Origin of the sequence: Saccharopolyspora erythraea (assembly GCF_018141105.1) — a bacterium.
Lineage (GTDB): Bacteria > Actinomycetota > Actinomycetes > Mycobacteriales > Pseudonocardiaceae > Saccharopolyspora_D > Saccharopolyspora_D erythraea_A.
In genome coordinates this window covers 241,239-264,711 of the sequence record NZ_CP054839.1, presented here as the reverse complement: position 1 = coordinate 264,711, position 23,473 = coordinate 241,239, and the positions used below count along the sequence as shown (strand labels likewise).

The 23,473-nt window shown below is 67.4% G+C and carries 30 protein-coding genes and 2 tRNA genes; 23 read left to right on the top strand and 9 right to left on the bottom strand.

Annotated elements, in window-relative coordinates:
• Positions 1-33: 33 nt before the first annotated feature.
• The gene (locus HUO13_RS01220; protein ID WP_211899677.1) at positions 34-276 is read right to left on the bottom strand and encodes a hypothetical protein; all 243 of its coding nucleotides are present in this window, start codon (positions 274-276) and stop codon (positions 34-36) included.
• Positions 277-1,044: 768 nt separating this feature from the next.
• Between HUO13_RS01220 and HUO13_RS01215 the strand changes: the two genes are divergently transcribed.
• The 5 genes from HUO13_RS01215 to HUO13_RS01195 all read left to right on the top strand — a co-directional run bounded on the left by HUO13_RS01215 (position 1,045) and on the right by HUO13_RS01195 (position 3,698).
• Positions 1,045-1,416: a DUF6247 family protein gene (locus HUO13_RS01215; protein WP_349253356.1), complete on the top strand. Its 372-nt coding sequence runs from the start codon at positions 1,045-1,047 to the stop codon at positions 1,414-1,416.
• Positions 1,417-1,674, top strand: coding sequence for a hypothetical protein (locus tag HUO13_RS01210; protein WP_211903422.1), 258 nt, complete (start codon positions 1,417-1,419; stop codon positions 1,672-1,674). It begins immediately after the preceding gene.
• A gap of 534 nt (positions 1,675-2,208) precedes the next feature.
• The gene (locus HUO13_RS01205; RefSeq protein ID WP_211899676.1) at positions 2,209-2,397 is read left to right on the top strand and encodes a MerR family transcriptional regulator; all 189 of its coding nucleotides are present in this window, start codon (positions 2,209-2,211) and stop codon (positions 2,395-2,397) included.
• Between the two features lie 104 nt (positions 2,398-2,501).
• The gene (locus tag HUO13_RS01200; RefSeq protein WP_211902580.1) at positions 2,502-3,218 is read left to right on the top strand and encodes a DUF5919 domain-containing protein; all 717 of its coding nucleotides are present in this window, start codon (positions 2,502-2,504) and stop codon (positions 3,216-3,218) included.
• Between the two features lie 9 nt (positions 3,219-3,227).
• Positions 3,228-3,698 carry an NUDIX hydrolase gene (locus HUO13_RS01195; RefSeq protein ID WP_211899675.1) on the top strand — a complete coding sequence of 157 codons (471 nt, stop codon included), beginning with the start codon at positions 3,228-3,230 and terminating at the stop codon, positions 3,696-3,698.
• Here the strand turns inward: HUO13_RS01195 and HUO13_RS01190 are convergent.
• Both HUO13_RS01190 and HUO13_RS01185 read right to left on the bottom strand, forming a co-directional pair.
• On the bottom strand, positions 3,691-4,227 hold the full coding sequence (locus HUO13_RS01190; protein ID WP_211902579.1) for an HD domain-containing protein: 537 nt from the start codon (positions 4,225-4,227) through the stop codon (positions 3,691-3,693). The genes HUO13_RS01195 and HUO13_RS01190 overlap by 8 nt on opposite strands.
• Positions 4,228-4,429: 202 nt before the next feature.
• Complete coding sequence (locus HUO13_RS01185; protein WP_249124377.1) at positions 4,430-4,780, bottom strand: GntR family transcriptional regulator; 351 nt, start codon at positions 4,778-4,780, stop codon at positions 4,430-4,432.
• A 119-nt stretch (positions 4,781-4,899) separates the two neighbouring features.
• Here HUO13_RS01185 and HUO13_RS01180 point away from each other — a divergent pair, with 119 nt between their 5' ends.
• The 15 genes from HUO13_RS01180 to HUO13_RS01110 all read left to right on the top strand — a co-directional run bounded on the left by HUO13_RS01180 (position 4,900) and on the right by HUO13_RS01110 (position 14,248).
• A complete protein-coding gene (locus HUO13_RS01180; protein ID WP_249124376.1) occupies positions 4,900-5,262 on the top strand; it encodes a hypothetical protein in 363 nt (120 codons plus the stop codon).
• Positions 5,263-5,504: 242 nt separating this feature from the next.
• The gene (locus tag HUO13_RS01175; RefSeq protein ID WP_211899673.1) at positions 5,505-5,810 is read left to right on the top strand and encodes a hypothetical protein; all 306 of its coding nucleotides are present in this window, start codon (positions 5,505-5,507) and stop codon (positions 5,808-5,810) included.
• A gap of 217 nt (positions 5,811-6,027) precedes the next feature.
• Entirely contained in the window at positions 6,028-6,210 is a 183-nt protein-coding gene (locus HUO13_RS01170; RefSeq protein WP_211899672.1) for a hypothetical protein, read from the top strand.
• A 164-nt stretch (positions 6,211-6,374) separates the two neighbouring features.
• The gene (locus HUO13_RS01165) at positions 6,375-6,713 is read left to right on the top strand and encodes a hypothetical protein (RefSeq protein ID WP_211899671.1); all 339 of its coding nucleotides are present in this window, start codon (positions 6,375-6,377) and stop codon (positions 6,711-6,713) included.
• The gene (locus tag HUO13_RS01160) at positions 6,706-6,882 is read left to right on the top strand and encodes a hypothetical protein (protein WP_211899670.1); all 177 of its coding nucleotides are present in this window, start codon (positions 6,706-6,708) and stop codon (positions 6,880-6,882) included. The genes HUO13_RS01165 and HUO13_RS01160 overlap by 8 nt, the downstream gene beginning before the upstream one ends.
• A 27-nt stretch (positions 6,883-6,909) precedes the next feature.
• Complete coding sequence (locus tag HUO13_RS01155; protein ID WP_211899669.1) at positions 6,910-7,152, top strand: hypothetical protein; 243 nt, start codon at positions 6,910-6,912, stop codon at positions 7,150-7,152.
• On the top strand, positions 7,149-7,334 hold the full coding sequence (locus tag HUO13_RS01150) for a hypothetical protein (RefSeq protein WP_211903421.1): 186 nt from the start codon (positions 7,149-7,151) through the stop codon (positions 7,332-7,334). Before HUO13_RS01155 ends, HUO13_RS01150 begins: the two co-directional genes overlap by 4 nt.
• An 83-nt stretch (positions 7,335-7,417) precedes the next feature.
• The gene (locus HUO13_RS01145; protein ID WP_211899668.1) at positions 7,418-8,983 is read left to right on the top strand and encodes an FtsK/SpoIIIE domain-containing protein; all 1,566 of its coding nucleotides are present in this window, start codon (positions 7,418-7,420) and stop codon (positions 8,981-8,983) included.
• 46 nt (positions 8,984-9,029) lie between these two features.
• Positions 9,030-9,512 (top strand): hypothetical protein, encoded by a 483-nt coding sequence (locus HUO13_RS01140; RefSeq protein WP_211899667.1) that lies wholly within the window; start codon positions 9,030-9,032, stop codon positions 9,510-9,512.
• Positions 9,506-10,084, top strand: coding sequence for a GGDEF domain-containing protein (locus tag HUO13_RS01135; RefSeq protein WP_211899666.1), 579 nt, complete (start codon positions 9,506-9,508; stop codon positions 10,082-10,084). The genes HUO13_RS01140 and HUO13_RS01135 overlap by 7 nt, the downstream gene beginning before the upstream one ends.
• 13 nt (positions 10,085-10,097) lie before the next feature.
• Positions 10,098-10,283 (top strand): hypothetical protein, encoded by a 186-nt coding sequence (locus HUO13_RS01130; RefSeq protein WP_211899665.1) that lies wholly within the window; start codon positions 10,098-10,100, stop codon positions 10,281-10,283.
• 141 nt (positions 10,284-10,424) lie between these two features.
• The gene (locus HUO13_RS01125) at positions 10,425-11,216 is read left to right on the top strand and encodes a hypothetical protein (RefSeq protein WP_249124375.1); all 792 of its coding nucleotides are present in this window, start codon (positions 10,425-10,427) and stop codon (positions 11,214-11,216) included.
• Positions 11,217-11,325: 109 nt separating this feature from the next.
• A complete protein-coding gene (locus HUO13_RS01120; protein ID WP_211899663.1) occupies positions 11,326-12,882 on the top strand; it encodes a replication initiator in 1,557 nt (518 codons plus the stop codon).
• A 5-nt stretch (positions 12,883-12,887) separates the two neighbouring features.
• Positions 12,888-13,070: a helix-turn-helix domain-containing protein gene (locus HUO13_RS01115; RefSeq protein WP_249124374.1), complete on the top strand. Its 183-nt coding sequence runs from the start codon at positions 12,888-12,890 to the stop codon at positions 13,068-13,070.
• On the top strand, positions 13,070-14,248 hold the full coding sequence (locus tag HUO13_RS01110; protein ID WP_211899662.1) for a tyrosine-type recombinase/integrase: 1,179 nt from the start codon (positions 13,070-13,072) through the stop codon (positions 14,246-14,248). Before HUO13_RS01115 ends, HUO13_RS01110 begins: the two co-directional genes overlap by 1 nt.
• Before the next feature lie 138 nt (positions 14,249-14,386).
• Here HUO13_RS01110 and HUO13_RS01105 read toward each other — a convergent pair.
• The 4 genes from HUO13_RS01105 to HUO13_RS01090 form a co-directional block, all read right to left on the bottom strand.
• A tRNA-Arg gene (locus HUO13_RS01105) sits at positions 14,387-14,459 on the bottom strand.
• A 39-nt stretch (positions 14,460-14,498) separates the two neighbouring features.
• Positions 14,499-14,588: transfer RNA gene (locus HUO13_RS01100), tRNA-Ser, on the bottom strand.
• A gap of 117 nt (positions 14,589-14,705) precedes the next feature.
• Positions 14,706-16,688 (bottom strand): acetoacetate--CoA ligase, encoded by a 1,983-nt coding sequence (locus tag HUO13_RS01095; RefSeq protein ID WP_211899661.1) that lies wholly within the window; start codon positions 16,686-16,688, stop codon positions 14,706-14,708.
• Positions 16,689-16,761: 73 nt separating this feature from the next.
• A complete protein-coding gene (locus HUO13_RS01090; protein ID WP_211899660.1) occupies positions 16,762-17,466 on the bottom strand; it encodes a dienelactone hydrolase family protein in 705 nt (234 codons plus the stop codon).
• A 585-nt stretch (positions 17,467-18,051) separates the two neighbouring features.
• Here HUO13_RS01090 and hisC point away from each other — a divergent pair.
• The 3 genes from hisC to HUO13_RS01075 all read left to right on the top strand — a co-directional run bounded on the left by hisC (position 18,052) and on the right by HUO13_RS01075 (position 20,905).
• Entirely contained in the window at positions 18,052-19,104 is a 1,053-nt protein-coding gene (hisC, locus tag HUO13_RS01085; RefSeq protein WP_211899659.1) for a histidinol-phosphate transaminase, read from the top strand.
• Between the two features lie 67 nt (positions 19,105-19,171).
• Entirely contained in the window at positions 19,172-19,882 is a 711-nt protein-coding gene (locus HUO13_RS01080) for a hypothetical protein (RefSeq protein WP_211899658.1), read from the top strand.
• A 168-nt stretch (positions 19,883-20,050) separates the two neighbouring features.
• Positions 20,051-20,905, top strand: coding sequence for a hypothetical protein (locus HUO13_RS01075; protein WP_432757815.1), 855 nt, complete (start codon positions 20,051-20,053; stop codon positions 20,903-20,905).
• 100 nt (positions 20,906-21,005) lie between these two features.
• On the opposite strand, the gene HUO13_RS01070 is transcribed toward HUO13_RS01075, so the two are convergent.
• Both HUO13_RS01070 and HUO13_RS01065 read right to left on the bottom strand, forming a co-directional pair.
• Complete coding sequence (locus tag HUO13_RS01070) at positions 21,006-22,535, bottom strand: amino acid permease (protein ID WP_211899656.1); 1,530 nt, start codon at positions 22,533-22,535, stop codon at positions 21,006-21,008.
• 379 nt (positions 22,536-22,914) lie between these two features.
• On the bottom strand, positions 22,915-23,433 hold the full coding sequence (locus HUO13_RS01065; protein ID WP_211899655.1) for a hypothetical protein: 519 nt from the start codon (positions 23,431-23,433) through the stop codon (positions 22,915-22,917).
• Between the last annotated feature and the right edge of the window lie 40 nt (positions 23,434-23,473).

Below are 23,473 nucleotides of genomic sequence, written 5' to 3'. Positions count from 1 at the left end.
CGCGGCACGCTACGGTGGCGCGCCGCGGAGCGACTAGCGCCTCCGCAGCGTGCCCACGACCCGAAGGACATCGACGAGACCGCTGAACAGCACGTCAAGGATGGCGACGGTCCCGCAGAACGCGACAGCGATCAGAACGATCCTCGAGTACGGGGAAGACGTGAGGACGTCCGGGTACGGGGTCCGCATCACGCCAAGTCCCAGGGCGCCAACGAGGATGAGCCCGATCGCACCGAGCTTGGCCGTGCCAGCCAACTTCGCGAGCATGTTTTCCATGGAGCCTCCTGGCTCTACCGCGTCCCGACCAACGCAGACTTTGCAGATGTTGCGGATGTTGCAGACTTTGCAGAGTCCGGTGTATGGTTCACGGTGTTGATAACGAGCTGCCGGTGAGCAGTTGGGAAGCCGAGCACCGACAGCCCTGTTCTAGCGTTCTGAGCGCCCACTGGCCAGTGGGCGCTAGACGTGCGTTTACACATCCAAGGTCAGCGTACCCTGTTTTCGATCACGCGCGGCGGATGGGGTCGAAGCTGCCCCTAAATGCCCCAACCGCTCGGCGCCACGGGCTGTTTCCTCTCAACAGGCGCATATCGAACGGACCACCGCCGGGCAACCCCGTACGCTGCCGGAACGCTGCCATGCCCGTAGGAACTGGCAAGCCGTCCACCCCCGTAGCGTGCCCAGCACTGTCCCCGTTGAGCCTGTCCGGGAGGGCACCTAGACCGCCGGCCACTTCGCCCCGGAATCCGCGGAGCACCTCCCCCGGCTTCGAGCGCCTGGTCCTCGTTGTGCTGCTCCTTGCTCATCGCTGCGGCCCCTGCGTGGTTCCTGGCCGCCTGCCTTCCTTCTGCGCCCCGGCCGCCGGGGTCGCCGGGACCGGCCGCCAGGCCGCACGCCCGGCGTACCCCGGCTTGGCCGGGGCTCGCATACAGCAGGCAGGCGGCCCCGCAGGGGCCGCCCTTGATGAAGTAAGGAAACTCTGAACACGCTGGCCACAAGGGGTACTGGCAGTGGTGTGCGACGGCTGGGTTCGGTGCGCTCGGTGTGGCCGGGGTGGTTGACGGGAACGGCTATCGTGATGGTGTGGCTGCTCCTCATCCAACGCCGAACACGGGCTCGGCTCCGCCGCCGTCGGACGCTGCGAGCATCCGGGCGTGCCTGACACCGCGTGTGGCGGCTGAGTTCGATGCGGAGTGGGAGCAGGCGCTTGATCGCGCGAAGCAGTCGCATGATCTGACCGGGGTCTACGAGCTGCTGCACAAGTGGCGACACCTCGCCCATGCGGAGCAGACCGCCCCTGGTGCCTACTTCCGGCTGCTGGCCAAGGCTGAGCAAATCACCAGCACCGGCGAGAACCCGGACGCGGCACCGCTGGAGGACATGCAGGCCGTGATCCGGCAACGACTGGGCCGCTAGGTGTATCGACTGGTTCCCGACAGTGCCGTTGTCGAACAGGTCGCAGCGCTGCCCAATGACGCCCTGGCGGCCTACGCCGACGTGCTCGAAGTGCTCCAGCTGACGCCTTGGAACGGCAAGCCGCTGCACGAGGCCAACCAGGACGGTGCTGTCCGCCGCTGGAACTTCGGCCCCGCCCAGGCCGGCCAGGTGGTCTATCTGGTCCTCGACGAGCCACCCGAGGTTCACCTATTGCTCGTGCAGTGGCTCGAAACCTGATCACGCACGCTGAAGGGGCTACAGGCGGCCGGTAAGCGAGGTCGGCCGGATCGTCAGCGGCCGCCGGACCTCGGACGGAACGAAACATCCCCGATCGGGCCTGAGGACAGCACGCGGCGCGTCGGGATGCTCGGGTGACTCAAGAGTCAACACCGCTCGGAGAGTCCACGCTGCCGGGGCGTGGTACTGCCAAGACACCAGCTCGGGCCTGAATACATCGGTATCGGGCAGGGCCGGAACCCGGTAGGCCGTGGCATCGTCCTCGCTCCGCAGGAGAACGACATCGGCACACGTCGACCACGCGAACACGTGCCCCACCATCTCCGGTCGCTTCTTATCTCCGAAGACGAACAGCACCCATCCCCGACGGCGGAGTTCGCCAAGCAGGTGATCAACGTCGGGCTTCCATGAGACTCGCTGCTCGGTCGGACCTGTTTGAGGTTCGCTCACACCCCAATCGTTGCATTCGTTGTGTTCGTCCACAAGCGTTGCTTACCGGAGGTGGACGTTGCATTTGTGCTGCATCGTCACGGTGTGACCAGCAAGCTCGTTGCCACCGGGATCGCCGCGAAGGAGATCGGCGTAGACCGCGCGACGCTGGTCCGCTGGTGGCAACGAGAGCTCGTCACCCCGCCGGTTGTGACCGCAGGCGGGCATGCCCGATGGGACGTGGACAAGCTCCGGGCCGATCTGCTGGCGCTGCGCGATGAGCTGAAGGAATGATCGACACTTTCCTCCTCTCTGCGCGCCTGGCCACGGCGTTCCCGGACTCCTGTGCGATTGCTGGGAGTGGCTGAGTGGCACCGAATGAACGGTTACGGGACGCGATGCTCCGGCGCGGCGTGACTCCGGACGATCTCGCCGAACTCCTCAAGGTGGACCCGAAGACCGCGGAACGGTGGGTCACCACCGGTCGTGCGCCGCATGCGAAGACGCGTCGTGCAGTCGCGGCCAAGCTCGGAGAGAGTGAGCGGTACCTGTGGCCGGACGCGCTCTCGAAGGAACGAAGCGAGCAGGTCAGCGAGTCCGAACTGCTGCACATGTACCCACATCGCAGCGCGGTTCCGAACGATCTCTGGGACCGGCTCCTCGGAGGTGCCACCGCGCAAGTGGACATCCTCGTGTACGTCGGCATGTTCATGACGGAGAAGCCCAACCTGCTCGCAACGCTGCGCGAGAAGGCTGCGGCCGGCGCCCGCGTCAGGTTGCTGTTCGGAGAGCGGGACTCCCCTGCGGTCATCCAGCGAAGCCTGGACGAGGGCATCGGGCGGAACACGATCTCAGCCAAGATCGACCATGCTTTGGCCTTCTTCAAGCCGCTCCAGGACGTACCCGGGATCGAGATTCGAACCCACAGCACAGTGCTCTACAACTCGATCTACCGCTTCGATGACGAGATGATCGTGAACCCGCACGTCTACGGCAAGTTGGCGTCACACGCCCCGGCTTTGCACCTGCGCCGACTTGGCGACGGAGATCTCTTCAACACGTACGCCGACAGCTTCGACACGGTCTGGGCCGACGCGCAGGCCGGCACGTGGTAAGCAGGGGTCATGCCCAAAACGGACTACTACGACGACCCTTCGGCACCGCCTGCGAACAGCCTGGTGGTTGCCGTCGCCACCGTTGTCCGTGACGAGTCGGGCCGCGTGCTCATGATCGAGCGCACCGACAACGGCTTGTGGGCTGTTCCCGGTGGCGCCCAGGACGTCGGCGAGACCACGCGCCAAGCCGCGGTACGAGAAGCGCTGGAAGAGACCGGGATCGAGATCGAGGTGACCGGCATCGTCGGCATCTACTCCGACCCGCGCCACGTCATCGCCTACGACGACGGCGAAGTCCGGCAAGAGTTCTCCATCGTCTTCCATGCGCGGCCGACCGGCGGGGAACTTCGCACCAGCAATGAGTCCCGGCGCGTCCACTGGGTCGAGCCTGAGCGCATCGCCGACCTCGACATTCACTCCTCAATGCGCCTGCGCATCCAGCACGCCATGGAGGACAGGGCGGAGCCGTACCTCAGCTAGCTTCCGCTCGTTGCCGTGTGCGATCAACCGCGGCAAGCAGCTCGGGGGCGGCGGAGGTGATGAACGTCGTGACGAGGTGGTCCGGGCCGTAGCGCTGCTTGATCTCTGCGATCCGCTCCCGAGCGTCGACTTCCTCGCCATCGGGCGTTGTGTTCAGGTCGCAGTACCACAAGGCGTCACGTAGCGGCCCATTTTCGTCCACGAACTCGGACAGCTCGGCCGAGAGCCCCCGCAGCTCTGCTTCGAGCGCGGCGTAGGAGTGGTGCGCGACCAAGTGCACCAGCCGGTCCGGCGCGTCGATCTGCCGCAGGAATACCGCGCCGTCCAGGGGGTGGAATCCGGTGGTTGCGAGGTCGGGCGCATACCCAACGTCATGGAGAATCGCCGCCGATTCGAGCAGGTCAGCGTCTTCGCCCGAGACTGAGCGCAGCGACTGCGCCCGTTCGGCTACGCCCTGAACGTGGGACCACCGGCGCGGGAGACTTCCGGACAGCTTCTCTTCGGCGACCTTGAAAGCCCACTGGTACATCGACACCGCAGCACCGTATCCGGCGGTGCTGATCCATTGGTGCCCCTCAACGCGTGAAGCTGCTCTCGGCTCGGCAGCCGGGACGCGCAGGGACGTTTTGACGCGCCGGAGACGTCTTCGAACGTCCTGTCATGTGGTGATCGCGTCCGCGTGATCGCGGGAAGCTAGAGCCATGACAGGGCACAGCAAGAAGGCCGACCGCTCAGGAGCGGGATTCCAACGCTTCGATGCGGGCTTGCAGTTCGGCGACTGTGCCTTGCAGGTCGGCAAGCTGGCGGGCGATCGACTCAACCGCCAGTTCAGCCGGCGCCTCCCCCTCAAAGGGCGGCTCCTTGGCGTAGTAACCGAGGCCGGACACGGCCTCCGCGTAGCCATCCAGGGCCAACTGGTTGAGGGCCTTCTGCGCGGTCATCGCGGACACCTCGTGCTGTTTGGCGAGGGCGCGGACGGACGGCAGACGAGTCCCGGGCGCGAGCTCGCCACTGTCGATCTTGGTGGCGATCTCAGCGGCCAGCTCTTGGTACGGGTGGGCGGCGACTCGCTGCGGCTTCACGGAATGACTGTACCGAGACGCCACATCACGCGCTAGTTCACTCGTATGGAGCAACTGTAGGTGTACTAGCACTGTGCTATGGTGACCTAGTACGACAAAGCACGACACATAACGGAGTGATGATGCTGAAGAACATCCCGGTCCTGCTGGAGGGCTACAAGGTGCAGGTGACTGAGGAGCCGACCCTGAAGATGATCGAGAAGGAGGACGGCTCCCAGGCTCCGGCGACCGACCCTCGGGACGGCTCGCAGCAGTTCGTGGTGATGCTGTTCGTCAAGCCCAAGCCGGTGAACGGCGAGCGGGCCGGTAAGGGCCAGGAGATCAAGGTGACCCTGGAGACCTCGCCCGAGGACGACGTCACCGATGGCGCCCTGGTCGAGCTGATCAACCCTCGGGTGTCGCACTGGGAGAACGACTTCAACGGCCGGACCATGTCCGGACTGTCCTGGCGGGCCACTGGCATCAAGGCCGTGCACCGCTGACTGTTTCGTCCGGCCTCGGCCGGTGCCTGCGTGACCCGGTTCGCGCGCTTTCCTGTCTGGATTGAATGGCGATCGGGATAACTGTTCAGACTTTCTGGTTCTTTGACTATTCCATAGTGGGCCGAGCTATGCCTTTTTCGGCACGAATTCTTTCGTGTCGGGGGCACCGTATTCACCCCCGGCTCAGCGCACGTCGCTGGTTTCCGGGGGTGTTCATGGAGTCCAACGAAAGGTGTTGAGCAATGAGCAAGACGAAGGAACTGGAGCAGGTCCTTGCGTTGGATCAGTACCGCGCGATGCTGCTTGAGATGTACCGCGTCGACCGCAACGGCGACCAGGTCGTGATCGCGGATGTGTTCATCAAGCCCGAGACGGGGCGGGGCGACTTGCTGGAATTCCGGCTGGATTCCTGGCCTGAGCCCGACATTCCGGAGGACACGATGGTGCTCCTGGTGGAGCCGACGGTGCGCGTGCGGACGGTCGACGGCGTGATTGCGCCGGACAGCATCGAATGGCGCGCCTCGACGCTGGTCGCAGTGGCGGAGTGAACGAGAAGATCCGAAAGGAGACCTGGTGTTGCTGAACGAATTGTCGCTGGGGTTGCGGTACTGCCCGGCGTGCGACTGCGACCGCTGGCGGTACGCGCACTCGGAGGATGCCTACTGCCGGACGACGCCAACCGTGGCGAGGGGGTGAGCGTGCGATGAACGGTTTCGGCTTTCACGGTGTTGGTTGTCTGGGTGATCCGGAAAAGGGGGCTTCCTGATGTTCAAGCGCACTCGCACGAAGACCACGGCGGACGTGCTCATTCAAGCACCCGGCGGCAGTGAGCGAATCTCCGCTCAGGTGCGCCAGAACGGCTCGTCGGGGCCGGTGGTCAACGTCCACACGGGCAAGGCGAACAAGGTCATCTCGGCACACACCATCCAGGGTGGTGTGTCGCTGTGACGAGCTGCGCGAAGTGCCGCAAGGCAATGCGGCTGCCAGGTCGCCGGTACCACCCGACGTGCGATCCGGAGGCGAAGACCTTCCGGCAGAAGTGCCCGAAGTGCAAGGAATGGGTACGGGAACTGCCGGTGTCAGGGCGGTGCTTCTGGTGTGAGAGCACCCCCGTGCGGGTGGTCATCGCCCAACGCCAGCAGATCGCACAGGAGACCGCACTACAACAGTGTCGGCAGCATCGCGGCGAGGTACGGCGGCCGTGTCGGCAGTGCCGAGCCTTCGGCTTCCGGATCGCCCGGCAGGCGGACCGGGACCTGCTGATCTTCTCCGGTCAGATCATCGACGAGGTCGGCCGCTACATCGGCGCGATCGAGGCGATGTCGGTCCCGCGCTCCAGGCGGGTGTGGGACGCGCAGGAAGAACTGGTCAGCCAGGCTCGCGCGCTCAAGCGTGCAGCTGGGTCGGTGCGAGAGCTGATTCATCGTTCGAGGGAGAACAAGAGTGAGTGATCCGCGAACCGAGCTCGAGACTCCGGCACGGGTCCTGACCGGCATTGGCGGGCTCAATGACCGCTTCGCGGCCCTGGGCTGGCAGGGGTTGTTCTCCCAGTTGATCGAGGACATGGCGCTCGCTCAACGGCGCTTGGCTGCCGCCATCGACGACGCGGCACAGAAGTAGACGGCACACCAGAAAGGGAATGCAAGCATGGCGGTGTTGCAGAAAAAGAACACCCCGGCGGTTCAGCGGCTCCACACGATTGCGGAGGCGATCGACCAGTTGGACCGGGATCTCGACGCGGTGGAGTTCCTGGAGGACTCCATCGTCGAGAAACGGGACATGTCGACCGCTGAGGACCTGGCGGCGAAGGTCCGGGCCGCGTTGAGCGCGGTGCGGTCGGACATTTCGAAGAAGGGCGGACCGAGCGTGGCGAAGGGATACCCGAAGTGATCTTTCAGAACAAGAACGAAGTGCACGGCGTGGTGAAAAAGATCGACGGCGGCATGTTGGAGCTGTCGGGCACGCTGCGCAAGCTCGGGGTCCCCAAGGGAATGGGGACCTCGCTGAACAAGCTCCGCAACGCGGTGGGGGATCTGGTCGCCCACCTGGAGATGGTCCGACGCCGGGACTGACCGGCACGCAGGTAACTCGGCGGGGCACCGAACCACACACGGTTCGGTGCCCCGCTTCTTTTTGCACACAAGGGAGATTGGTCATGTCGGACACGCGAGTGAACACCGAGAAGTCCCCGATTCGTGACGGTGCCCGGCTCGTCGTCAAGCACCCGCGCTCGTCGACCTCGACGGTCGTGGTGAGTGGGGCGGTGGTCTGGGTCGGCTATCAGACGGTGCTCATGGCCGCCGGCATCGCCGTGCTCGCGGGGGCGTCGTGGTGGGTGTTGGACAAGCCCACCTTTGACCGGTTCGCCGGACGGCTCCTGCGGGCCTGGTGGAGACGCTGGCTGGTCTACCAGCGGCAATGGTTGCGGATCGCGTTCGCCTGCAATCTGGTCACCGCCGACCATCGCGGTGAGACCATGACTCCGAAGCTGGTGCGGGTCCGCTCGACGCGGGTGTGGGACACGCTGTTTATCCGGATGGCCAAGGGGCAGCAGCCCGAAGACTTCGAACAGGTCCTGGAGCGGCTGACCAACGCCTACAAGGCGCGCGCGGGCAACATCCGCCAGATCAAGCCGGGCAAGATCGCGCTCGACCTCCAACGGCGGGAACCGTTCGACGAGATGGTGATCTCGCTTCCAGAGCTGCACGAGCAGGCCGGAGAGGTCGACCTGACGAACCTGGTTCTCGGCCGGGACGAGTACGGCCGAAAGCTGGCATTCGACCTGTTGAAGCGGGATCTGCACATCCTGTTCGGCGGTGCGACCGGTGCCGGTAAGGGCTCGTGGCTGTGGGCGCTGCTGTGGGCGCTGGCTCCGCTGATCAAGGCCGGCCACGTCCGGCTGTGGGTCGTCGACCCCAAGGGCGGTCAGGAGTTCGGTGCGGGCCGGGCGATGTTCCACGACTTCGCCGACAACGCCAAGGACGGCCTCAAGCTCGTGCGCAAGTACGTGGACACGCTCAACGAACGCAAGCTCGACCTGGGGCGCCGGGGCATCCGCACCGCTACGCCCTCGGTCGAAACCCCGCTCGATGTGCTGATCGTCGATGAGCTGTCGGCGATGACCGCCTACGGCGAGAAGGACATCATTCGCAAGTTCGAGCCGCTGATCTCCACCGCGCTGACCCAGTTCCGTTCGGTCGGTGGCCGGGTCATCGGTGCGACTCAGGAGCCGACCAAGGACGTGATCCCGATGCGGGGTCTGTTCTCCACCAAGGTCGCGCTCCGCCTCGACCAGGCCTCGTATGTCGACATGTGCCTGGGTGAGGGGGTACGGGACATGGGCGCGTTCGCCGACAAGATCCCCGCCTACCTGCCTGGCGTGGCATATGTGAAGAAGGACGGCCGCCGCGAAGCCCTCCGCTGTCGCCCCCCGTACGTCACTGACGCCGACATCGCCGAGCTGGTCGAGTTCTGCACCAAGCACGGCGCCACCGTGATCCCGTTCCGCCGCGAAACCCCGGCTGCTAGCGGATTCGAGACCGCCGAGAAGGACTCGGCCGACGAAGTGCACTGGTCAGAGGTCGACTACGAAGCCCTCGAAGACGACCAGGACGACGACTTCGACGGCGACGACGACCCGGACGGCGGCGAGTCCGAGTTCGGATTTGAAGAGATCGACCAGTTCGAGGGTGAGGACGAACTCGACGACGAGTCCGCCTGACCCCTTCCCCACCCGCTTTCCGACTCAACCCTTGGAGGTGGTTGTGATGACCTCGCACACCCTGAACCCGGCCTCGATGCGCGATGCGCTCACTGCCCTGGTGGACCACATCGACGGCCACCGGCTGCCGGAGCCGGTCACGCTGTCATGGAGTCGCACCACCGGATTGCAATGCCAGGCCCACGTCACGGGAGCGCTGGCGTCCCTGGCCGCCTGGGCGGACTCGCTGGACCAGGTCGGAGCCTGCCTGAAGCAGTTGAACGGCGGCGCGGTGCACCTGGACGTGACCGGCCGCCTCGACGGGGGCATACCGGTGTGTCTCTACACCCCGTACCGCGCGGCACTGACCCCGCGCTACCGGCACCTGCTGGAGCAGGGCGAACCCGTGGAGTTCACCGCCCGCCAGCTCCACGCCGCCGCCTCCCACCCCCGAGGCCGGCACCTTCCCTCACCCATTGAACGGCCCGCCCGGTTCCTCTTGGCCGAGACCGGGCGGGCCTACCTCGCAGAGAGGCAGGTTCCATGCTGACAAAGCTCGCGCTCGGTGTCACGACGACCACTGCGGTCGTCTCCAGTACCTACGCCTATCGGTACTTCCAGCAGACCCGCACCGACCCTCTGACCGGCCTGGGCAACCGAGCCGCACTGGTCGCGGCATTCGAGCGGGTCTCCCGTCGCCGCCGGGGCCTGGTCGCCGTCGCCCTGGGCGACATGAACGGCTTCAAGGTCCTCAACGACACCCGCGGCCACCGCTTCGGTGATGCGGTGCTGCGGGAGGTCGCGGCGGTCTGGGAATTCATGGCTTTCCGCGGTGAGCTGCCGGTGCGGCTGCACGGCGACGAGTTCGCCGTCTTCATCCCCTGGACCACCAGGGTGCAGGAAGCCCAGCAGCGCGCCCGTGAGTACCAGGACGCCGTCTCGACCATCACCGTCGTGCACGACAAGCCGGTGGAGGTCTCCATGTCGCTCGGCGTCATGACCGGACACGCTGGCACCACCACGCTCTCAGCGCTGCTCGCCTCCGCCGACGACCGCATGTACGGCGACAAGCACGAGCACTACCGCAACCACACGAAGAGTCGGATTTCCGTTTCACAGTAAGGAGAAACAGCTCATGCACCTGCTTCAGATTCAGCTCACCGGCAAGGGAATCTTGGTCGGCCTCGGCCTCCTACTCGGCGTCATCGGCGTGCTCGCGCTCGTCTGGTGGCTGGTCAGCCCCGGCTACGCCATCGCGGCCGGAATCGGCTTAATCCTGCTGGTCAAGGGCCTGTTCGCGCTGCTCAAGCCCAGCGAATAGCCACAGAGAGGCAGGTGAGACCCGATGTTCGGGCGACGTGCCCGCGACGGTGATTCGGGCGAGACCAAACGGGTCGGCAAGCTTCGCGACCAGATCGCCGAAGCCACCAGTCTGCGCGGTCTCGCCCGCAACCCCGATCTGGTGGCGGTGCTGATCGAACGCCAACGACGGCGCACGCTGGCGGGGTTGTGGTTCTTCCTGGTCCTCGGGTTGAGCTACACCACCACCGGGGTCCAGGAGTTCCTGGCCGGAGACCGGCCTCGGGAAGATCCGGTGTGGTGGGCAGCTTGGGCGGTCGAACCGATGTTCGCCGGGCTGCTGATCGTGTTGCTTAACTTCGAGGCGGTCATCCTCTCCCACGGCATCGACCCCGATCACCCGTGGTGGACCCGACTCAAACACGTGCTGCTGCTCTCGACGCTGTTCATGAACGTCTACCCGCCGCTGGCGCTGCTGGCGGCCGACCGGGAGCGGTTCAGTCTCGGGGACCTGGTGGTGCACGCGATTATCCCGGTCATCGTCTACGGCCTGGCAGAGGTCATCCCCGTGATCCAGGCCAAGGCACGGCAAGTCGTCCTCGACGCCTACGCCGCCGCCGACGAAGTCGAACAGCAGACCGCCGCCGAGCCTGCCGAATCGGCACACCCGGACTGTGCGGAACCGGCACAACCCGACCCTGCCGAAACGGCACGTCCGGCACCTGCCGAACCGGAACAACCTGACGCCGGATCGGCGCCACCGCGGGCGGATGCGCCCGTGGAAAGGAAGCCAGCGGTTCGGCTTCCGCCGCCGCTCATGGCGAAGCTGAGCAAGACCCGCACCGAACTGGCGGCCAAGGGCAGGGAGATGACCCGGGCCGACGTGCAGCAGGTCGTTCAGCTCCCCGACGACCAAGCGCAACTCGTCCTTGACGACATGCGCCAAGCGGCCTGACACACCGTTACGACACAACAGAAAAGCAGCGCTCAACCGTTCCACTTCGGCGGGACACCATCGGCACTTTTCCGGTGGTGTCCCGCCTTTTCTTGTTTCTGGAGGCAGGATGGCCAATGCCGCTCTACTCACCCCCACCGACTACCAACGCCGCGCCGCACTCGACGGCGTCCAGCGCACGGTCCAGTCCCCCGGCTATCGGACATGGCGCGAGGCTGTGGAGTCCACCGGCGGCTGCACCCACCCCGTGCACATGACCGGCCGCTGGGCCGTCCAACTCGGCGACGGCGACACCGCCACGGTCCTCAAGCAGAAGACCGGGGCCATCACCGTGCCGTGCGGCAACAGGCGTGAGTCGGTGTGCCCGGCCTGCTCGGACCGCTACGCCGCCGATGCCTTCCACCTCCTGCGCGCCGGACTCAACGGCGGCACCAAAGACGTCCCGGTCACCGTGGCGGAGAAGCCCCGGGTGTTCCTGACGCTGACCGCGCCCAGCTTCGGCCCGGTCCACAACCGGCCGACCCGCAACGGCAAGACCATCCCGTGCCGCTGCGGCACCTACCACCACCCGGCCGACCCGCGTATCGGTCAGCCCGTCGACCCGGAGTCCTATGACTACGTGGGGCATGTGCTGTGGAACGCCCACGCCGGAAAGCTCTGGGCCAAGTTCACCACCTACCTGCGGCGCCACATCGCGGGCGCGGCCGGAATCCGGGTCCAGGACATCAAGCACCACTTCCGGGTGTCCTTCGCCAAGGTCGCCGAGTACCAGAAGCGCGGCACGATCCACTTCCACGCTGTCGTGCGCGTCGACGGACCCGACGGACCCGACGACGCCACCCCCCGGTGGGTCACCGCCGAGCTACTCGACGCCGCGATCCGCTCCACCCACGCCGCCGTGAGCCTGGAGTCCCCGGAGTTCGAGGGGCAGGTCCGTGAGCTGGCTTGGGGTGAACAGGTCGACATCCGCCCGATCCGCGCGGCTGAGGCCGGCCGACTAGAGGGCGACGACGGGCAGATCAGCGATGACCGGATCGCCTCCTATGTGGCCAAGTACGCCACCAAGGGCACCGGCAAGTCCGAAGCCACCGACCGCCCCATCCGCTCCCAAGGCCACATCGACCGCCTCGACATCAACAACCACCACCGGCGGCTCATCCAGACCGCCTGGGACCTGGCGGCCCCGCTGGTGTGCCCGGACTGCCACCCCGACGGCGAACACCATGCCGACGGCTGCGGCTGCGAGCAGATCGGGCACTGCGAGACGTGCCAGGGCGGCGGCTGGGCCTCCCGCACCGTCCTGCTCCACCGGGCACGCCCGGACCTGGCGGCCAAGCAAACGCTCGATCCGATCGACGAACTCCGCCTCCGCCGCTGGGCACACATGCTCGCCTTCCGCGGCCACTTCCTGTCCAAGTCCCAGCGCTACTCGACCACCTTCAAGCGCATCCGGGGCGACCGGCAGACCTGGCAACACGAACGCGCCCTGGCCGCTGTGCTCGACGAGGCCGGGCTCGACGCCGAAACCCCGGTGACCGTGATCAACCACTGGGACATGACCTCGGTCGGCCACGAGACCGCCGAAGAACGCGAACTGGCCGCAGCCATCGCCGAACGCAAGAGAGCCGACCGCAAGAACCGCTACGCCACCGAACGAAAGGACTGACCACCGTGATCCGCAACCTCTGGGGACCCCAGGACGTCGCCACTTACCTCGGTGTCCCCCTCGGCACCGTCTACCAATGGCGGTCGCGTGGCAGCGGTCCGCCAGGTCGGCGCGTCGGCAAATACGTCCGCTACAAGCCCGACGAGGTCGAAGCGTGGTTCGAGTCCCAGTCCGGGGCGGTGGTCTGATGGCGGGTCGACTGCCATTGCCGCCTGGTAGCAGCGGCGAGATCAAGGTCAAGAAGGTCGGCAGTGTGTGGGTGGCCCGGTGCCGTCATCGGCGCGAGAACGGCACCTACGCGGATGTGCGGCGCAGGGGCAAGACCAAGGAGTTGGCCAAGCAGGCGGTTCGCGACGCGATCAAGGACCTGAGGCTGTCGACGTTTGCTGGTGCGGAGGTCACGGCCACGTCGTTGTTCGATGACGTGGCGCAGTTGTGGCTGAAGCAGTTCCGCCAGGACGCCGAGGACGGGATCTACTCGCTGGGTTCGGCCGACACCTACAGCGACACCTACCGCAACCATGTGAAGCCTGAGCTGGGCAGTCTGCGGTTGTTCGAGGTGAAGACCCCGGTGGTCAACTCGCTGTGCCAGACGACGCTCAAGGCCAACAGCGTGAGCCTGGCCAAGCACGTCAAGGCCGTGATCAGCCACATCGCGACCTTTGCGATGCAGGCCGGCGCGATCGAGGCAAACCCGGTCAAGGGCATCGCCCCCTTGGCCGAACGGCGGGCCAAGACCAAGCGCAAGAAGGCGCGGGCACTGGACAAGGAGCAACTGCTCGATCTGCTGGCCAAGCTCGACGTCGACGAGGAAGCTCACCGATGGGACTTGCCGGACCTGGTCCGGTTCTTCATCGCTACCGGGGAGCGGCGCGGTGAGGCGCTGGGCGCTCACTGGGAGGACTTCGATCCCGTAGCCAAGAAGCTCAGGATGAGCGGCAACATCATCCATGCGCGCGGCAAGGGCACCGTCCGCAACCCCGGCAAGTCCGAGACCTCGGTCCGGGACATCGGCCTGCCGGACTGGTGCGTGCAGATGCTCTCTGAACGTCAGGCCAAGCTCGGGATCGTCGACCTGGCCAAGCCGATCTTCACCAACACGCGGGGTGGCTACCTCAACGCCTCAAACGTGACCAACCGGGTGTGGGTGCCGTTCCGTACGCGGGCCGGGTACGAGTGGGTGACCTTCCACACACTGCGAAAGACGTTCGCGACCCTGCTCGACGAGGCTGGTTTGACGGCGCGCCAGGTCGCTGACCTGCTGGGGCACTCGCGGGTGTCGATGACGCAGGACAACTACTTCGGCCGTGGTCAGGAGTCCCGAGCGGGCGCCGAGGCGCTGGCCTTCCTGGAGGACTTCGAGTAGCCCGGCGGCCAGCTGAGGAAAGTTGGCAATTTGTTGGCACCTCGGGGCCTGAACGGCGTTCAGCCGCGCGCTCCGAGCGTGCCCCGAAAAGCAGGAAACCCCCTGCTAGAGGGGGTTACCAGCTGTCTCGACCAGACGCGCGCCCGTAGGGATTCGAACCCCAAACCTTCTGATCCGTAGTCAGATGCTCTATCCGTTGAGCTACGGGCGCATGTTCATTTTTGGATCCCCACCGGGGCGGGAACCGCTGCGGAGGCTCCGGGATTTGAACCCGGGAGGGGGCGTAACCCCCAACCGCATTAGCAGTGCGGCGCCATAGACCAGACTAGGCGAAGCCTCCCGGTAGTCCTTCTCGCGGCCACCGGAGAAAAGACTACACAACCCCCGAACGGCCCGACACAGGGGGGTCACTTGCGGGTCCCGGGAAGCCCCGGTGGGCCCTCCCAGGACCCGCCGATCAGGCTCCGGACTGCCTGCTGATCTGCACGAACGGGGTAAGGGCGTCCGGGTTCTGCAGTGCGTCGCGGCTGACGGCCCGCTCCGGGTCGGCGCCGGCGAGGATCTTCTTCACCGGCACCTCCAGCTTCTTGCCGTTGAGGGTGTGCGGGACCTCGCCCACGACGATGAACCGGTTCGGCACGTGCCGGGGCGAGAGCTGACCGCGCAGGGCCTCCTTCAGCTTCGGCTGCACGTCCTCCAGGGCGACCCCCTCGGCGAGGACGAGGAAGCACAGCAGCTCGCCGTCGGTCTCTCCCGCGCCGGAGGTGTCGATCACCAGGGAGTCGGTGACCTCGTCGAAGCCCTCCACGACCCGGTAGAACTCCGCGGTGCCCATCCGGATGCCGCCCCGGTTCAGGGTGGAGTCGCTGCGCCCGTAGATGACCAGGGTGTCCCGGTCGGTGACGCGCACCCAGTCGCCGTGGCGCCAGACACCCGGGTAGGTGTCGAAGTAGGCGTCGCGCAGCCGCGAACCGTCCGGGTCGTTCCAGAAGAACACCGGCATGGTCGGCATCGGCTTGGTCACCACCAGCTCGCCGACCTCCTCGTGCAGCTCCCGGCCGTGCTCGTCGTAGGCGGCGACCGCCGCCCCGAGCATGCGGCAGGAGATCTCACCGAGGTACACCGGCACGTCGGGCGAGGCCCCGACGAAGGCCGTGCACATGTCGGTGCCGCCGGAGACGCTGGCGATCTGCACGTCCCGGCCGACCGCGTCGGCGACCCAGCGGAAGCCGTCGGTGGTCAGCGGCGCGCCGGTGGAGCCGACGGTGTGCAGCGCCGAGAGGTCGTAGTCGTCCTTCGGTCGCAGCTCCCGCTTCAGGCAGGTCTGGATGTAGGGCGCGGAGGTTCCGAAGTAGTTGACCCGGTAGCGCTCCGCGAGCTGCCACAGCGCGCTGAGGTCCGGATGGGCCGGGCTGCCGTCGAACAGCACGATCGTGGTGCCGGTCAGCAGCCCGCCGACCAGGAAGTTCCACATCATCCAGCCGGTGGTGGTGAACCAGAAGAACCGGTCTCCCGGTCCGAGGTCGCAGTGCAGCCCGACTGCCTTCAGGTGCTCCAGGGTCATGCCGCCGTGGCCGTGCACGATGCCCTTGGGCAGGCCGGTGGTGCCCGAGGAGTACAGCACCCACAGCGGGTGGTCGAAGGGCACCGCGTCGAAGGTCAGCTCGGCGCCGCGGTGCCTTGCCAGCATCTCCTCCCAACCGACGCAGCCGGGCAGTTCGGCGCCGTTGCCCAGGTAGTCGACCAGCACGGTCGCCGGGGAGCCTGGGATCGCCTCCCGCAGCTCGTCGACGGTGGAGCGGACGTCGAACGACCGGCCGCCGTAGACGTAGCCGTTGACCGCGATGAGCACCTTCGGCTCGATCTGCACGAACCGGTCGGCGACCGCCCGCAGGCCGAAGTCCGGCGAGCACGACGACCAGGTCGCCCCCAGGCTCGCCGCCGCCAGGAAGGCGACCAGGGTCTCCGGCGAGTTCGGCGCCAGCGCCGCGACCCGGTCACCACGCTCGACGCCGAGCTCGACCAGCCCCGCACGCGCGGCGGCGACCCTGGCCCTCAGCTCGCCGAAGGTGATCTCCTCGCCGCGTCCGTCCTCGCGGGCGAAGATGACCGCCAGGTCGTCGTCGGCCTTGCCCGCGCCGCCGCACAGCGCCTGCTCGGCGTAGTTCAGCGTCGCGCCAGGGAACCAGTGCGCGCCGGGCATGACCTCCTCGGCCAGAACGCGCTGCGGCCGATCGTGGAACGCGACGTGGAAGAACTCCGCCAGCGCACCCCAGAAGCCTTCGAGGTCGGCGACCGACCACTCCCAGAGCGTCCGATAATCGGACAGGTCGAGATCTCGCTCGGTGCGCAGCCACGTGCGGAAGGCAGCCATCCGGCTCTCCGCGATCCGCGCCGGGCTCGGCTGCCACAGCAGCTCAGGAGTGGTGCTTGAAGTCATGGGTCGTTCCTAACCCACAACCGGCCCGCTCGGCCATAGCGGACACCAACACATCCGATTATCGGACACGCGATCAGCGCAGGTGCAGGTCGAACCAGTTCCGGGTGCGCTGCCACGCCTCGGAGGCGACCTCGGTGTCGTCGTCGAACCGGTGGTCGGTGTTGTCGTAGCAGACGACGTCGGTGGCCACTTCCGCGCTCTCGGCGGCGTCGCGCAGCTTGTCGACCTCCTCGACCGCGATGACCTCGTCGCCCGCGCCGTAGAGGCCGAGCCACGGACAGGTCAGCTCGCCGGCGATCTCGACCAGCGCGGGCAGCGCGTCCGACAACGGGTCCAGGATGCCGGGGCCGCCGACGGTCACGGCGGCGCCGAGGCGGCGGCTGGCCGCCACGACCAGCGCCGCGGTGCCGCCGATGTCGAAGCCGACCACACCCAGGTGCTCCGGGTGCACGCCCTGGTCGCCGAGCCAGACGAAGGCGGCGTCGGTGTCGGCCAGGATCGACTCGCCGGAGAGGCGCTGGACCTGGTCGATCACGTGCTCGGCGGTGTGCTGCTCGCCGAACTCGTCGGTGCCGTCGCGGTGGTAGAGGTGCGGGGCGACGGTGAGCCAGCCCTCCTCGGCCAGCGAGCTGACCAGGTGGCGCACCCGGTCCGTGACGCCGCGGGCCTCGTGCAGGACGACCAGTCCACCGCGTACGACGTTGTCCGGCTCGGCCACGGTGAGCCTGAGTTCGGTGCCGTCGGTGAGCGCGAGCGTCTCGGTCCGGGTTTGGGTCATACCGTGCAGGTAACCACGCCGGGGTGAACGCCAGTCAACGTGATCAACCAGACGGGCGAGTGATTTTGCCCTCTGCGACAAGCGGTTCCGGAGCGTTCTCGACGAGGCCGCGAAGGGCTGCCAACCGACCGAGGAGAAAGCCGCGGACTTGGTTGGCCGACCGCAACCACGTGCGCGGACGTCTTCTCACAGATCTCCACGCGACCGGTTTCCTCAAGAGACCGCGAGTGCTTGGACGGCGTCGAGCCGCTCGGTTCGGCCGTTTCGCACACCGCGGCGAATTCCACCCGATCGGCCCCCGCCGCGAGCACCGCGCAGATGGAGGTCCTGGGCGGCGGATGGATGCCCTGATCGATCACGTTCAAGCGATGCCAGCAGCAGACGTGGCGGACGGTGAAGGCCGCCGCGCCTTCGAGACCCGGAGCTGCGCGGTACCGAGCGCGTCCAGTCGTCCGAGCACGTCACCGGCCTTCCAACTGGAGAGCACGCCGGATCGGCGAGCAGGCGACAATGCGTTTCAACCCCGGCGGCCGGCGCGCTAGGTTCGGCCGAGCGCCATCTCCGCCCGCAAGCAAGGAGTCACGAATGACCGTTCGCACCCGCGCCGACCTCGATCAGCTCCCGGCGTACGTGGCAGGTCGCACCGTCCCGGGCTCGATCAAGCTCGCCAGCAACGAGGTCTCCGCCGGTCCGCTGCCCAGCGTCGTGGAGACCATCACCCGGGCCGCCGCGGAGGTGCACCGCTACCCCGACATGGGTGCGACCAAGCTGATCGAGGCCCTCGCGACCAAGCTGCACGTCGCCCCCGAGCGGCTGGCCGTGGGCTGCGGCTCGGTGGCCCTGTGCGAGCAGCTGGTCCAGGCGACCTGCTCGGCCGAGGACGAGGTCGTCTTCCCGTGGCGCTCGTTCGAGGCGTACCCGATCATCACGCGCGTCGTGGGCGCGAAGCAGATCCCGGTGCCGCTGACCGGCGAGCACGCCCTGGACCTCGACGCGATGGCCTCGGCCATCACCTCCAGGACGCGGTTGGTGTTCGTCTGCTCGCCCAACAACCCCACCGGGACCCTCGTGCGCCGCGCGGAGCTGGAGGCGTTCCTGGACCGGGTTCCCTCCGACGTACTCGTGGTGCTCGACGAGGCCTACTGGGAGTTCGTCTCCGACCCCGAGGCGCCCGACGGCGTCGAGGTCGCCCGCGCCCGCGAGAACGTCGCGTCGATGCGGACCTTCTCCAAGGCCTACGGCCTGGCCGGGCTCCGCGTCGGCTACACCTACGCGCCCGAGCACGTCGCCGCGGCGCTGCGCAAGGTGTGCATCCCGTTCAGCGTCAACGCGGTCGCGCAGGCCGCGGCGGTGGCGTCGCTGGAGGCGCAGGACGAGCTCAAGGAACGCTGCGACAGCGTCATGTCCGAGCGCCAGCGGGTGCGCGACGAGCTGCTCGGGCTCGGCTACGAGGTCCCGGAGACGCAGGCGAACTTCGTGTGGCTCCCGCTCGGCGAACGCACCCAGGAGTTCAACGAGCACTGCCTGGACAACCGCGTCGTGGTCCGCGCGTTCGTCGGCGAGGGCGCCCGCGTCACGATCGGGCGACCGGAGGAGAACGACACCTTCCTCGCGGCCGCGCGGTCCTATCGTCGGTAGTCGTCAGGACGATGGTCGGCACCGGCGTGCGAACGCGCGCCGGTGCCCGCGCGATCGAGGGGTTGCGATGGACGACATCACCGCCGGCTACCTGGTCGTCGACGCCGCTTCGGGGCGGGTGCTGCGCGAGCGGGAGCCGCGGCGGCGCTTCCGGTCCGCCTCGATCGTCAAGATCCTCATCGCGCTGGACTACCTGCTCGAGCTCGGCCCCGGCGGGGACATCCCCGACGGCGACCGCGCTCTTCTCGGCCCCATGCTCCGGGCCAGCAACGACGACGCGGCGAGCACGCTGTGGGAACGAGCGGGCCAGCGGGCGGTGATCGAGCGGATGGCGCCCGCGCTCGGCCTCCAGGACACCGAACCGCCCGCGGACGAGGGCATGTGGGGATACACGGCCATCAGCGCGGCCGACGTCGTCCGGGTCTACCTGCACCTGCTGCACGACGCGCCGGACGACGTCGGCGCGTTCGTGCTCGGGCACCTGCGCAACCACACGAAGTGGGCCGACGACGGCTTCGACCAGTCCTTCGGACTGCCCAGCGCACTGCCCGACGCCGGCGCAGTGAAGCAGGGGTGGTCGGGATTCGGGAGCAGGACGCGCACCGACACCGGCTCCGGCGACGGCATCGACCTGAAGCGGCCCGCCATGCACACCACGGGCACCACGGCCGACGACGGCACCGTCATCGCGGTCCTGACCCTGCATCCCGGCGACACCGACTGGGACACCGCGGCGAAGCACATCACCGAGCTCACCCGCGCGATCGTCCGCACCTGAACATCTGCCCGAAGAGGCTGAACTCCGGATCTCAGCCCAGGAATGATCTTCGCTTGCTAGCGTCGTTCTCGTCGTGACGAACGTCCGCGACGCAAACAGAAGACAGGGCACCACATGAACAGAGCAATGCGTGCTGTCACCGGTTTAGCGGCTGCGACCGCGAGTCTGGTGATTGCTGCGACACCGGCACTCTCCGCTCCGCAGGCACCGAAGGTGGACCCCGGCATCACGTTCGGATACACCGTCGTCGACGCCCGGTCAGGAGAGACCACCCTGGAGGGCAACGAACACGAGCAGTTCCGGTCGGCTTCCGTGGTCAAGCTGCTCATCGCGCTGGACTACCTGGAGGGGCTGGAACCGGGAGCCGAGATCCCCTCGGAGGACAAGGCCCTGCTGCAGCCGATGCTGCGCTCCAGCAACGACGACGCCGCCAGCACGTTCTGGGTGCGCGGCGGCCAGAAGGCGATCGTCGAGCGGATGGCCGACAAGCTCGACCTCGACGACACCCAACCGCCCGTGAAGGAAGGCACGTGGGGCTACACGGCCATCAGCGCCTCCGACGTGGCCAAGACCTACCAGTACGTCCTCAACGACGCCGAGCCCGAGGTCCGCGACTTCATCATGGGCAACCTGCGCAAGCACACCAGGTGCGCTGACGACGGCTTCGACCAGTCCTTCGGGCTCGCCGACGCCCCCGGCGCCGACGCGGTGAAACAGGGCTGGTCCGGATTCGGCGCCGCCCCGGAACCCGGTAAGGAATGCAAGGACTCCAGCGACGACCCCGCGACGACCGCGAGGGTGCTGAGCTCCCCCGAGGTGGCGCGGGCCCGCCAGATCGCGCCCGGTGAGGACCCCGACGGCGCGCCGGACATCGACCTCAAGCGACCGGCGATGCACACCACCGGCACCGTCGAGGACGGCGACAAGATCGTCGTGCTGCTGACCCTCGAGCCCGAGAAGACCGACTGGCAGACCGCCGCGAAGCGGACCACCCAGATCGCCAGGGCACTCGCCGTGGCCTGAGCCCGCGACGTGGATCGGGCCGGGAGTGCGGCCCCGGCTCGATCCACGCGGTGCTCCTCCGCCGGCTCGGCCTCAGCCACATCTGCAGTCCACTGCGACGTCAGCGCGCGCGGGCCGGCTGCTCCTCTCGCCCGGCCTCCACCAGGCGCCTGCCCAGAACCGAATGCCTGCGCCCGTACGCGAAGTACACCGCCAGCCCCAGCACCAGCCAGATGAAGAACCACACCCACGTGAACACGGTCAGGTTGATCATCAGCCACAGGCAGGCGAGCACCGCGAGCACCGGCACCACCGGCACGAAGGGCGTCCGGAACCCGCGTTCCAGGTCCGGCCGGGTCCGCCGCAGCACGATGACACCGACCGACACCATGGCGAAGGCGAACAGCGTGCCCACGTTGACCAGCTCGGCCAGCACGTTGGTGTCGAACAGGCCCGAGACCAGGGCGACGACCACGCCGACGAAAGCGGTCGCGCGGGCAGGCGTGCCGCGCTCGCTGGTCTTCGACGCCGCCTTCGGCAGCAGCCCGTCCCGCGACATCGCGAAGAGCACCCGGCTCTGGCCCATGATCAGCACCATGACCACGGTCATCAGGCCGATCATGGCGGCCACCGAGATGAACCCGGCGACCCACGTGACGCCGTGGTCGGCGAACGCCGTCGCCAGCGTCGCCGAGCTGCCGTCCGGGCGGTCCTTGAGCGTCGTGTAGTGGCTCATACCGGTCACCACCAGCGACACCGCGACGTAGAGGACCGTCACGATCACCAGCGAACCGAGGATGCCGCGGGGCATGTCCCGCTTGGGGTCGCGGGTCTCCTCGGCGGCGGTGGCCACGATGTCGAAGCCGATGAACGCGAAGAACACCGTCGAAGCGGCCGCGAGCAGACCGAACATGCCGTAGGTGCTGCCGGCCCCGCCGAACAGCACCGACAGCAGCGACTGGTCGAGCCCGGTGGCGCCGGCGTCGGCGCCGGCCGACGGCGCCGCGGGCGGGATGAACGGCGTGTAGTTCCCGGAGTCGACGTAGCCGATGCCGACGACGATGACCACCAGCACCACGGTCACCTTGATCGCGGTGATGACCTGGTTGACCCGCGACGACAGCTTCGTGCCCGCAACGAGCAGCACCGTGATCAGGCCGGCGATGAACATCGCGCCCCAGTCCACGGTCACCGGTCCGACGGTGGTGACCGGCGACAGGTCGGCTCCGGCCAGTCCCAGCACCTCGGCCAGGTAGGAGGACCAGCTCTTGGAGATCACCGACGCGGCGACGGCGAACTCCAGCACCAGGTCCCAGCCGATGATCCAGGCGATCAGCTCGCCGAACGTCGCGTAGGAGAAGGTGTAGGCGCTGCCGGCCACCGGGACGGTGGAGGCGAACTCGGCGTAGCAGAGCGCTGCGAGTCCGCAGGTGACCGCGGCCATGATGAACGCCAGCGACACCGACGGCCCGGCCATGTTGCCCGCCGTGCTGGCCGCCACGCTGAAGATGCCCGCACCGACGACGACCGCCACGCCGAAGACCGTGAGGTCGAAGGCGCCCAGCGACTTCTTCAGCTTGGAGTTGGGTTCGTCGGTGTCACGAATCGACTGCTCGATCGACTTCGTGCGCAGTAGCCCGTTGCCCGGCATGGTGTCTCTTTCGCCGCGTTCGCTCCTGGCCGCCGCAAGTGATCCTGGTTGCACCAGGGACAGCCTGACCATGCCGCGACCCCGGGCGGGGAGGCTACGCCGCGAAGAAGGTGCCGCTCCTCGCCGGTACGTGCGAGGAGTGGGAGATCTCACACGGTGGTGTCCGGCGAAGAGAGGGGGAGTACTTCGCCGGAACACCACCGCGGGGGTTGTGGCCGTCCTGATCCGACAACGGCCACGTGGAGCGCGCAGTGACCTACGCAGCACGCGAATTTAGTGCCATGCAAGGAAATCACGCCATCCACGGAGCAGAACTCTGCCCGTTCGGGTGGAAGATCGAATCGAGCGACTGATCTTTTTCACCCGTGCCGCAACGCGGTCAGCCGGTCACCGCGACGTGGCCCAGCACCGCGGACGGGGCAGGCGCGGTCGGCAGCGCCGCGGCCTGGACCTGCGGCTGGGCCTGCGACACCGGGCTCACGGCACCCGGGGCCGCCGGGGCGGCCGGGCCGGGAGCGACCGGGGCGCACGGCAGCTGGCCCGGCAGGAACGGGGGCTTGACCGCGCACGGGAACTCCGGCTTGGGCTTGGGCTTGTGGTGCTCGTGCTCCGGCTTGGGCTTGTGCGGCACGACCACGTTGACGTCGCCGGTCTCCTGGCTCGGGTGGTCCACGATCGGTGCGTTCACGCACTGCGTGTTCGTCACGGACAGGGCCTTCACGACCGCACCGACGACCGCGATGTCGTTCCCGCAGAGCTGGATCGGCAACACGCTGATGTTGTTGTCGTTGGCGACGTTGACGCCGTCGTTGTCGGCGCTGTCGGCGAGAGCCGGGCTCGCGGAGGCCAGCAGCCCGGAGCTCAGGGCGACCGCACCGAGCAGGAATCGCTTACGCATGTGCACTTCCTTCGATTACCGGTTTGGAGGGGGATTTCTC